General features: G+C 70.7%; 12 protein-coding genes. 9 read left to right on the forward strand and 3 right to left on the reverse strand.

The genetic code is table 11. From position 1 onward, the window contains the following. Window positions 1–67 precede the first annotated feature (67 nt). The 4 genes from ACFHNC_RS06745 to ACFHNC_RS06760 all read left to right on the forward strand — a co-directional run bounded on the left by ACFHNC_RS06745 (window position 68) and on the right by ACFHNC_RS06760 (window position 2,946). Window positions 68–364, forward strand: a complete 297-nt coding sequence (locus ACFHNC_RS06745; RefSeq protein ID WP_437168456.1) for a hypothetical protein — start codon at window positions 68–70, stop codon at window positions 362–364. 49 nt (window positions 365–413) lie between these two features. Then, window positions 414–641 (forward strand): hypothetical protein, encoded by a 228-nt coding sequence (locus ACFHNC_RS06750; protein WP_437168457.1) that lies wholly within the window; start codon window positions 414–416, stop codon window positions 639–641. A gap of 125 nt (window positions 642–766) precedes the next feature. After that, entirely contained in the window at window positions 767–2,341 is a 1,575-nt protein-coding gene (locus ACFHNC_RS06755) for a L,D-transpeptidase family protein (RefSeq protein WP_437168458.1), read from the forward strand. Then, a complete protein-coding gene (locus tag ACFHNC_RS06760; RefSeq protein WP_437168459.1) occupies window positions 2,341–2,946 on the forward strand; it encodes a DUF882 domain-containing protein in 606 nt (201 codons plus the stop codon). Before ACFHNC_RS06755 ends, ACFHNC_RS06760 begins: the two co-directional genes overlap by 1 nt. Window positions 2,947–2,949: 3 nt before the next feature. On the opposite strand, the gene ACFHNC_RS06765 is transcribed toward ACFHNC_RS06760, so the two are convergent. Further along, entirely contained in the window at window positions 2,950–3,900 is a 951-nt protein-coding gene (locus ACFHNC_RS06765) for a LysR family transcriptional regulator (RefSeq protein ID WP_437168460.1), read from the reverse strand. 109 nt (window positions 3,901–4,009) lie between these two features. Between ACFHNC_RS06765 and ACFHNC_RS06770 the strand changes: the two genes are divergently transcribed. Continuing rightward, window positions 4,010–4,303, forward strand: coding sequence for a DUF1127 domain-containing protein (locus tag ACFHNC_RS06770; RefSeq protein ID WP_437168461.1), 294 nt, complete (start codon window positions 4,010–4,012; stop codon window positions 4,301–4,303). A 29-nt stretch (window positions 4,304–4,332) separates the two neighbouring features. Here the strand turns inward: ACFHNC_RS06770 and ACFHNC_RS06775 are convergent, their stop codons facing one another. Continuing rightward, window positions 4,333–4,785: a septal ring lytic transglycosylase RlpA family protein gene (locus tag ACFHNC_RS06775; RefSeq protein ID WP_437168462.1), complete on the reverse strand. Its 453-nt coding sequence runs from the start codon at window positions 4,783–4,785 to the stop codon at window positions 4,333–4,335. 238 nt (window positions 4,786–5,023) lie between these two features. Continuing rightward, window positions 5,024–5,785, reverse strand: a complete 762-nt coding sequence (locus ACFHNC_RS06780; RefSeq protein WP_437168463.1) for a S1 family peptidase — start codon at window positions 5,783–5,785, stop codon at window positions 5,024–5,026. A 136-nt stretch (window positions 5,786–5,921) separates the two neighbouring features. Between ACFHNC_RS06780 and ACFHNC_RS06785 the strand changes: the two genes are divergently transcribed. From ACFHNC_RS06785 to ACFHNC_RS06800, 4 genes are all read left to right on the forward strand, one after another. Then, complete coding sequence (locus tag ACFHNC_RS06785; protein ID WP_437168464.1) at window positions 5,922–6,365, forward strand: hypothetical protein; 444 nt, start codon at window positions 5,922–5,924, stop codon at window positions 6,363–6,365. Window positions 6,366–6,422: 57 nt separating this feature from the next. After that, window positions 6,423–7,568, forward strand: a complete 1,146-nt coding sequence (locus ACFHNC_RS06790) for an MFS transporter (protein WP_437168465.1) — start codon at window positions 6,423–6,425, stop codon at window positions 7,566–7,568. Between the two features lie 88 nt (window positions 7,569–7,656). Further along, complete coding sequence (locus ACFHNC_RS06795; protein ID WP_437168466.1) at window positions 7,657–8,628, forward strand: Bug family tripartite tricarboxylate transporter substrate binding protein; 972 nt, start codon at window positions 7,657–7,659, stop codon at window positions 8,626–8,628. Window positions 8,629–8,727: 99 nt separating this feature from the next. Continuing rightward, the gene (locus ACFHNC_RS06800; protein ID WP_437168467.1) at window positions 8,728–9,699 is read left to right on the forward strand and encodes a tripartite tricarboxylate transporter substrate binding protein; all 972 of its coding nucleotides are present in this window, start codon (window positions 8,728–8,730) and stop codon (window positions 9,697–9,699) included. Window positions 9,700–9,986 lie beyond the last annotated feature (287 nt).

A 9,986-nucleotide genomic window follows, 5' to 3' on the forward strand; every position in this document is an offset into this window, starting at 1 on the left:
GGCACTGTTAGCGTCCGCGAGCCAGGTAGCGGACTCCCCCCTCGGAACGACAGCGGAGGTACCCGACATGTCCGGACGCCATTCCACCGAAGCGGCGCGAGAGCCGGAAACCCCCATCACGCCTCGGCGCGTCGAATATTCTGCGCCTCGGCTCGTCGAACCTGCCACGCCTCAACACGTCGAACCTGCTGCGCCCAGGCGCCGGGATCCCTTCGCCCATGGCGAATTGCCGCAACGCCCGAACTACCTTCCCGAGGAAGCCGAGGCGGTGGGCAGCCGGTCCGAGATCTGGGCGACCCTGAAGGGGCTGGCGCTTGCGGCCGCGGCGATTCTTTTTGCCGGCTGGCTGCTCACCGCCAGCTGATCGGCGCGTTGACCCTGTCGCCGGGTATTGCCCCGGAAGGAGCCAGGCGATGACCGACCAGCCCTATCCCCTCGATGTGAAGCGCGCCGCGCCGGGGCTGCCGCCGTCGCGCCCCGACCCCTTCACCCCGCGTGAGGCAATGCCGCCCTCGCGCCCGATCTCCAAGGCCGAGGAAGGCGCACGAAGCGGAGAAGGTCTGGCCGCCATCGGCTCCGGCCTGCTGGTGCTGGCGCTGGCGGCGTTGCTGTCCTGGGTCCTGTACCTGGCCCTTGCCTGACCGCTCGCGCCGCGATGTCCGGTGCCGTCCTGCGGGTGCTGAAGAACTCGGTTAAGCATTGCTGCGAAACAACTGAAACCAACGCGGTGTTTGCAACCCAGCCCCTGCTTCGGTATTCCAGATCCATGCAGATCGAACGCCGGCCGCTCCTCGCCGCAGCCCTCGCCCTGGTCGCAGCCCCGGCATCAGCCCAGCGCGCCCAGCCCGTGAACCTGCCAGTCGCCGCGCCGGCCTCTGCGTCACCCGGCTCCGCGCCCCTGCCGGCGCCCGGCCTTGCGCCGTTGCCGGCGACGGATGCATTGCTTCGCCTGATCGACCGCCTGCTGCGGCTGGAGGAGGACGGGCTGGACCCGCGCCACTACGGCATTCCGGACAGCGCCCTGGCGGCCAGCGACCCGACCGGCTACCGGGCGGCGCTGCATGCGGCCTCCGCCGCGGCGATGTCGGACCTCCTGCTGGGTCGCGTGCGCAGCCTGCCGGACCGGTCGGATATCCGGCGGGACCACTTCGCCGTTGGCCTCCAGGCTTGGCTGACGGAGCTGGCCACCACGCCGGACCCGGCCGCGCTGATCGAACGCGCCGCGCTGCGGCCGCAGGGGGCCGCGGTGTTGAAGGCGGAGCTGGCGCGCCAGCGGCAGATCGCCGCCACGCCCTTCACGCAGATCCCCGGTGACGCCACCATCGACCCGGGCATGGTCGATCCCGTGCGCGTGCCGCTGCTCCGCGCCCGCATCGCGGTGGAGGACCCGGTGCTGGCCGCCGCGCCGGATTCCGGCGCCCTGTATGATTCGGTGCTGGAGGAGGCGGTGCGCCGCTGGCAGGGCGACAACGGGCTGCAGGTGGATGGCCGCGTCGGTCGCATCAGCCTAGGCCTGCTGAACCGGCCGCTGACCGCGCGGGTGGACCAGCTGCGCGTGGCGCTCGACATGCGCCGCGCCGCCGCACCGCCGCCGCTGGGGCGCCGGGTGGAGGTCAATGTCCCCGACTACCGCCTCCAGGTGATGGAGGGGGAGCGGGAGGTGCTGTCCATGGCCGTGATCGTCGGCCGCCCGGACCGCGCCACGCCGATGATGGCCGTGCGGCTGACCGCCATCCAGTTCAACCCGCCCTGGGGCGTGCCGGAGCGCAATGCGCGGGAGGATCTGCTGCCGCGTTTCCGCCGCGACCCGCAGGCCATGATGGAACGCGGCTTCCGCGTCTTCACCATCGTCGGCGGCGAACGCATGGAGATCGACCCGCGCACCATCGACTGGTCCAGCATCAACGGTCGCCGCTTCCCCTATTTCGTGCGGCAGGATGCGGGCGATTCCTCGGCGCTCGGCAGGCTGAAGTTCATCATGCCGAACACTGAGGACATCTTCCTGCACGACACGCCGGATCGCCACCTGTTCCGCCGCCCGGACCGCGCCTTCTCCTCCGGCTGCATCCGCCTGGCGGAGCCGAACGCGCTGATGGCGGTACTGCTGGAGGGCACGAATGGCTGGAACCTCGCGCGTGCCGAACGCGCGCTGGACAGCCGCTCGACCAGCGCGGTGTCGCTCGGCCGCAGCCTGCCGCTGCGGCTGCACTACAACACGGTGGTGGTGGAAGCCGGTGGCCGCGTGCGGATCCGCCCCGATATCTACCGCCTGGATGCCGCCTATGCGCGCGCCATGGCGGCCGCGCCAAGGCCGCTGGTGGCGGGGCTGGCGCGCCAGTGATGGGGAAGCCCTTCGGCCATGGCGGGCTGTGGTCCGGCGCCTGCCCCTGTTGCGGGCCGGAAGCGTTGGTCCCGGTGGAGGCCGTGCCGCGGCGCGGGGTGCTGGCGGCGGTGCTGGCCGGGGTCGGCGTCGTCGCCTCCGGGCCGGTGCTGGCGCAGGGTGCCACGCGCAGCCTGCGGGTTCGCCGGCAGGTGACGCTTGACAGCTTCTCCGGCGTCTATTTCCGCGATGGCCGCTATGACCGGGAAGCTCTGCGCCGCCTGGACTATGTGTTCCGGGACCTGTCGCGCGCCGAGACCACGCCGATGGACCCGCGGCTGTTCGATGTGATGTCCACCGTCGCCCGCCAGATGGACAGCGACGAGAGCTTTGAGGTGGTCAGCGGCTACCGCACGCCGGAGACCAATGCCGGCAATGCCAGCCGCAGCCGCCGCGTTTCCCGCGTTTCGCTGCACATGTCGGGCATGGCCGCCGACTGCCGCCTGCCGGGGCGCAATGCCGTGCAGCTCGCCCGGCTGGCCTCGGAGATGCGGCTGGGCGGCGTCGGTCTGTATTCGCGGGACGGCTTCGTGCACCTGGATTGCGGGCCGGTGCGTCGCTGGTAGAGCTTACGCGGCGATCGTCGCCGTCAGGGCCAGGCTGCCGTCACTGGCGCGCAGAAAGCCCTCGGTGATGTGCTCGGCCAGCGTGTCCACCGCCGGCACGCCGCGTGCCGCGGGCTGGCGCAGCAGCAGGATGCCCATATCCGGCAGGGGCGGCAGGCCCTCGGCTTCGCCCATCCAGGCGAGGCCGAGCGGCAGGGTGGTGGGCGTGCTGACGGTCAGCGCCAGGCCCGCCAGCGCCACGGTGAAGCAGCCGGTCTGCGTCGCGGAATTGTAGGTGACGCGGGCCGGCCGCCCGGCCGCCTGCAGCGCATCCAGCGCCGCGCCGCGCCAGGCGCAGGCATGGTCGGGGCGGGCGGGGTTTTCGTTCGGCCGGGACAGAGCGAGGGGCAGCGGGTCCCGCCGGTGCAGCCCATGCGTCGGACTGCCGACCCAGCGCAGCGGCCCGCGCCAGATGCGCTGCGCCTGCACGCCCGGCGGTTCCTGCCCCTCGCTGACCAGGGTCAGGTCGAGCTGGCCGTCGCGGAACTTGTCCACCAGCACATCGGAATTCAGGCAGGTGACATCGAGCTCCACCGCCGGATGCGCCTCCGCGAAGCGGGCCAGGATGGTGGGTAGCCAGTTCAGCGCGTAGTCATCCGGCGTGCCGAGCCGCACCGTGCCGACCATTGGCGGCGCCCGGAAATTGCCGATGATCTCGTCATTCAGCACCAGCAGGTCGCGGGCGCGCTCCAGCAGCCAGGCGCCCTGCGGCGTGGCCTGCACGCCGCGCGGGGTGCGGACCAGCAAAGGCTGACCGAGCAGTTCCTCCAGCCGGCGGATCTGCATGGAGACGGCGGATTGGGTGCGGCCGAGCCGGTCCGCGGCCCGGGTGAAGGACCCACCCTCCGCGATCAGCACGAAGGCGCGCAGCAGATCAGGGTCGAGGCCAGGAGCGCGGGGTGCGAGGGGGGGCATCCCCGCAGCATCAAGGATCTTGATGCGCTACGTCAATATAACTCGTTTTACTGATGGCGGTGCGCGCCCGATGCTGCCGGCGGATTGACCAGCAGAAGGAATGCTCTCCATGTCCGGCCTCTTGCTCTCGCCTGATGGCGTGCGGCGGAACCTCACCCCCATCGCGCGGACCGCACCGGCGGCCCATGGGTGGCTGGGCTGGCTGGCCCTCACGCTGCGAACCGTCACCACCCGCCGCTATCTGGCGGAGATGGATGACCGGATGCTGAAGGATATCGGCATCAGCCGCGGCGAGGCGCTGACCGAAGCGGCGCGGGCGCCCTGGGATGTCGGCCCGGGAGGGCCGCGGGGGGATGTCGGCCCGGGAGGGCCGCGGGGGAATACCGGCCCGCGCGGCCTGTAGTGGCTTCCGGGGCGCGGGGCCCCGGGGCCTCAATCCATCTGTTCGGCGAGTTCGATCATCGGCTGGCGGCTGTTGTAGGCCTCCATCAGGCGGTCGGCTTCGCTGAACGGCCGAACCTCCACCCGGGCCAGGCCGGAATCCCGCATGCCGAGTTCCTGGGCGATGCGGGGCGACAGGTCGATGATCCGGCCGGCGATGAAGGGGCCGCGATCCTCGATCACCACGGTGCGGGTCCGACCGTTCCGCAAATTCGTCACTTCGACGACGGTGCCGAAGGGCAGGGTGCGGTGCGCGGCGGAATTTGAGTTGGGATCGAAACGGTCACCGTTGGCCATGGCGCGGCCTGTGAAATAGGTAGGGTGGTAATAGGAAGCAATGCCGCGTTGCGGCGAAAAATCGCTCGCTTGCGTCGGCAGGGGGGCAGCAGTGGCAACGGCCAGGCAGGCCAGCAGCGCGAGGCGCCGCAGCGGCAGGTATGGCAATCCAAATCCTCCTTCACGCCACCCGAATTCAGGAGCGGCCTCGGTGGCACGCGGTTCGTGGGGCCAAGATCATGGCCGAACCGGTGGCACCCCGGGTAAAACCCAAGGTTGCGTGTGCCTTGTGGCGACGAGGCGGCGCGCCGGGGGGTGCGTCGCGGTGGTGATGCCGCCGGTTTGGGGGCGGCACCGTGTTAGGGCCGCAGGCACCCCACCGGGTCAAGCACGGAGTGCGCCGGGGTCACTCCAGCGGGGCGATCCGCTCGGATTCACGTAACGCCGCGCCGATGGATAGGACAAAAACCTCACGACCGTCGCGCGATTGTGAGAAGGCGCCCGGGTCCATCCCCGTCAGGGCGGCCAGGGCCGGGGTGGCAGAACTGCCCAGTAGCGCGGTCACCAGGCCCCGCAAATGCCCCCTGTCATCCAGCGCCGGCCCGCCGGAATAGCCCATCAGCGCGCCGATTCGGGCTGTGAAACCGGGACCGCGGCCGGTCACGGCGGCATTCGGCCGCTCGACGCGCCCGCTGGCCAACGCCGGGCCGGCGGAAGGCGCGCCGATAGCCCAGATTCGCTGTCCCGGCTCCGGCGCGGCGGCGTCTATCGGCACCGGTGCGAAGATGCCGGGCGGCACGCCCAGCACCGCCAGGTCCAGCATCTGGCTCCGCGCGACCACCACGACCGGAACCGTCACCGCGGCATCGCCGCGCTGCGCCTGGAGATGGACCACCCCCTCCGGCAGCACATGGGCGTTGGTCAACAGCCGGCCCGGCGCCACCGCCACGGCGGAGCCGAGCGGGACGCCGTGGCTGGACAGCGCGGCGAAACCGAAGCTGGCCGCAGAAGCGGCCGGCCCACCGCGGGCTTCTTCCGCCGGCAGCCGGGTACAGGCCCCAAGGATGAGGCCCAGCCCCAGCCCCGCCAGAAGGAAGCCGAGGGTGCGGGCAGCTTCGGCACAGAGGCCCGGCAGGCGCTGGAGGCGCGGCAGGCGCGTGGATCGCATGGGAACATCCTGGACCGCATGTCGCCATAGGCTGCGCCGCCGGGGGTTTCGGCTTTCTGAATCAGGCCACTCTGCATAGCGTTTGCGAATGACTCGCAATTACGCTAGCGATGACCCATCAGGCAGGAGCGATTCCATGGCGACAACCGGCCTTCCCCATTGGCCCTGGACCGGCGCGGAGGCCGATGCGCTGCCGGCGGCGGAGCGGATGCTGATCGATTCCGCCCGCGCCTGGGCCGCGGCCGCCCGCCAGGGGCAGCCGGCCCTGCTGGCGGTGCGGCGGCTGCTGGCGACCGAGGATGCGATGGGGGCGGCGGAGCCGCTGGATGCGTTGCTCCGCACCCTGGCGCAACACCCGCTGACGCTGGGCTGCCCGCTTTGCCCCCGTCTGGTGGGGGAGGAACCGGCGCTGCTGCTGGCCGTCGCCTGCGCCCAGCGGGGACCGCGGCGGGAAGCCCTGGCCTGCCTGATGCGGCGCCTGCCGCCCTACCAGGCCTATGCCGCCACCGCGGCCGCCATTGCGCTGGGCTGCGCCTTCCGCCGGTCCGGGTTGAAGCTGGGCGATCCCTGGGTCGGCTGAGCCGCCCCTGACGCCCTGGGCAGCACCCATATATAGGTGGCGCGGGCAGGAGTGAGCATGGATCGCCGAGTCTGGCTGCTGACGGGCGCGCAATTCGCGGCAGCGACCGGGGCCTATGCCTTCACCGGCCTGATTGCCAGCATGGCGGAGGATCTGGGCGTCAGCCTCGCCACCGCCGGGCAGCTCGCCGCCAGCTATGCGCTGACCTTCGCCATCGCCGGCCCGCCGATTGCGGCGCTGACGGCGCGGGTGGACCGGCGGCTGTTGCTGACCCTGGGCCTGGTCCTGATTGCCCTGCTCAACCTGGCCACCGCGCTGGTGCCGGATTTCACCTCTGCCCTGGCGCTACGGGTGGCAACGGCGCTGGCCGCGGCGCTGGTGGTTCCGGCGGTCGCGGCCTCGATGCTGGTGCCGGCGGCGCAGCGCGGGCGGGCGATTGCCATGGTGATGGCCGGGCTGACACTGGCCTTTTCCTTCGGCATTCCGCTCGGCACCGCGATAGGCGGGGCGCTGGGCTGGCGCGCCACCTTCGTCTTCGCCGGCAGCCTGGCCGGGGTGGCGGCGCTGGCGGTGTGGGTCGGGCTGCCGCGCCTGCCGAGCACGGATCGCGGCGGCGCGGCTTCGCTCCGCATGGCACTGCGGCCAGAGATCATCGCGGTGCTCGGCACCAGCCTGCTGGCCTTTGCCGGGCTGTTCTGCATCGCCGCCTATCTCGGCCCGATCGTCACCGCGACGACGCGGATCGAGGGATCGGGGATCGGTGCGGTGCAGGTGTTCGTCGGGCTGGGCAGCATTCTGGGGATCGGGCTTGGCGGAAGGCTGGCCGATGGCGGCGGGGCGCGGGTGCCGGTGGCGCTGTTCCTGGCGCTGACCCTGGCACTGCTGGGCTATTCCCTGCTGCTGACGCAGCCGCCGGCCTTCTGGCATGTGGCGCCGCTGAGCCTGCTGGTCTTTGCCGGCAGCGCCTCGCTATTCGCCTTGGCGCCGCTGGTGCAGGCAAGGCTGATGCGGCTGGCGCCGCAGGACCGATCGGTGGCGCTGGCGCTGAATGGCGGCTTCATCCTGGCGGGGCAGGGCGTCGGCGCGGCCTATGGCGGGGTGGTGATCGCGGCCGCGGGGTTGGCCTGGACGGGGCTGGCGGGGGCCGTGCTGGCGCTGGCCGGGGCGGCGCTGGCGCTGCGCGCCTATCGTGCCGTGCCATAGGCGATGCCTATCGCCGCCATGTGGATCAACGCTTGATCGCCGCGCCCTGGCATGCGGCAATACGTTAGGGAAACGGAGACAATACGCGATGCAACGTCGCACTCTGCTGGCCGTACCGACCGCCGCGCTGCTCACCACACCTTGGATCGCCCGCGCGCAGGGCGCCTGGCCGGACCGGCCGGTGCGGATCATCGTGCCCTATCCGCCGGGTGGGTCGAACGACACCGTGGCGCGCATCCTGCAACCCAAGTTGACCGAATTGCTGGGCCGCCCGGTGATTGTGGAAAACCGGGCCGGGGCGTCGGGCTCGGTCGGGTCTTCGGAAACGGCGCGGGCAGCGCCGGATGGCCATACCTGGCTGCTGGCGAATGACACGCTGGCGACGAATGAGACGCTGATGAGCCTGCCCTACCGGGTGATGCAGGCGTTTTCCTTCTGCACCCTGGTCGGCACCTGCCCCTATGCGCTGGTCACCCACCCCTCCACCCCCTTCCAGAATTTCGCCCAGATGGTGGAGGCCGCGAAGGCGCGGCCGCAGACCCTGAACTACGCGACCACCGGAGTCGGCAGCGGGGCACATATCGCCACCGTGCTGCTGCAGCAGCGCGGCGATTTCAGGCTGGAGCACGTGCCCTATCGGGGCGGCGGCCCGGCCCTGCAGGATTCGCTGGCAGGCCATGTGCCGCTGTTCATGTCGAATATCGTAATCATCCTGTCGCATATCCGCGCTGGCGCGCTGCGGCCGCTCGGCCTGACCCAGCAGACCGGCAGCCGCTACCTGCCGGGCGTGGTACCCTTCACCCGGCAGGGCTTCCCGGGCTTCGAGGCGCTGACCTACTGGCAGCTTTGCGGCCCGGCCGGCATTCCGCAGCCGATCCTTGAGCGCATGCAGCAGGCCGTGAAGCGGGTGCTGGCGGAGGAGAATGTGCAGGCGCGGATGGCGGAGCAGGGCGCCGACATCGTTGGCTCCACCCCCGCCGAGACGGAGGCCTTCGTGCGGGCCGAGATCGAGAAATGGGGCGCCGTGATCCGCGAGAACAACATCCGCGCCGATAGCTGAAGTCCGGCCTTGTTGGCGTGCAGGACAGCAAAGGCTTGGCGAAGCAGGGCGACCGCCCTTAGTTTGCCTGAGAAACGTATAAGGGGAGGAGTCCTGCACATGATGCAGCGTCGCAATCTGATGACCCTGGCAGCCCTGGGCCTGGCCGCGCCCGCCGTGGTGCGCGCCCAGGGAAGCTGGCCGGACCGGCCGATCCGGCTGATCGTGCCCTGGGCGCCGGGCGGGTCCACCGACACGGTCGCCCGCCTGTTCCAGCCGCGGTTGGCCGCTGTGCTGGGACAGCCTGTGGTGATCGAGAATCGCGGCGGCGCGTCCGGCTCGATCGGTGCGTCCGAGATGGCGCGCGCGCCGGCGGATGGCAGCACCTGGATGCTGGCCTACGACAATGAGGCGCCGAATCAGACCCTGCTGCGGCTGAACTACCAGACGCTGGAGGCGCTGGTGCCGGTCAGTCTGGTGGCGACCGGGCCGTTGGTCATGACCGCCCACAAGGACACGCCGTTCCGGAACTTCCTGGAGGTGATGGCCGCGGCCAAGCAGGACCCCGACCGCCTGAACTACGCCACCTCCGGCGTTGGTGGGCTGGCGCATATCTCCACCACGCTGCTGCAGCAGCAGAACAGCTTCCGGATGACCCATGTGCCCTATCGTGGCGGCGGCCCAGCCGTGCTGGCCGCGATCGCGGGCGAGATTCCGCTGTTCATGACCAATGTGGTCATTGTTTCCCAGCATATGCGGGCCGGCACGCTACGGCCGCTGGGCGTGACGACGCGGGGGGAGACGCGGCATGTGCCGGGCGCGCAGAGCTTCGCGCAGCAGGGCTTCGGCGATTTCGAGGCGCCGACCTGGTGGGCCTTCTTCGGCCGGACCGGCACGCCGCAGCCGATCGTGGACCGGATGCATGCCGCGCTGACCCAGGTATTGAACGAGCCGGAGGTGAAGGCGCGCATCGAGGAGCAGGGCTGCGACATCGTCGCCTCCACCCCGGCCGCGGCGCGGACCTTCGTGGCGGCGGAGATCGAGCGCTGGGGCAAGGTGATCCGCGACAACAACATCCGCCTGGACAGCTGAAACTTTTTCCGCGGAAAAATGCAGCTTGATGACAGGGGCGGCCCGCTGGGGCCGCCCCTTTTTCATGCCGAGGCCAGGTAAAGCCTGGATTTCGGGGCGGGGAGGGGGGCTGGAGAGGGCATTTGACAGGAGGCCACCCCGCCATTAGAAAGCGCCCACCGACGACGAGGCAGCCACTTGAAACGAAGCGAGACACTCGCTAAGTTCATCGGCCCGCCAAGGCGGAGGTAACCGGGACAAAGAAGCTGGTACCCTACGGGGTGCCGGCCCATCGGTCCCACCGCTCA

The organism is Falsiroseomonas sp. E2-1-a4 (assembly GCF_051433165.1).
Lineage (GTDB): Bacteria > Pseudomonadota > Alphaproteobacteria > Acetobacterales > Acetobacteraceae > Falsiroseomonas.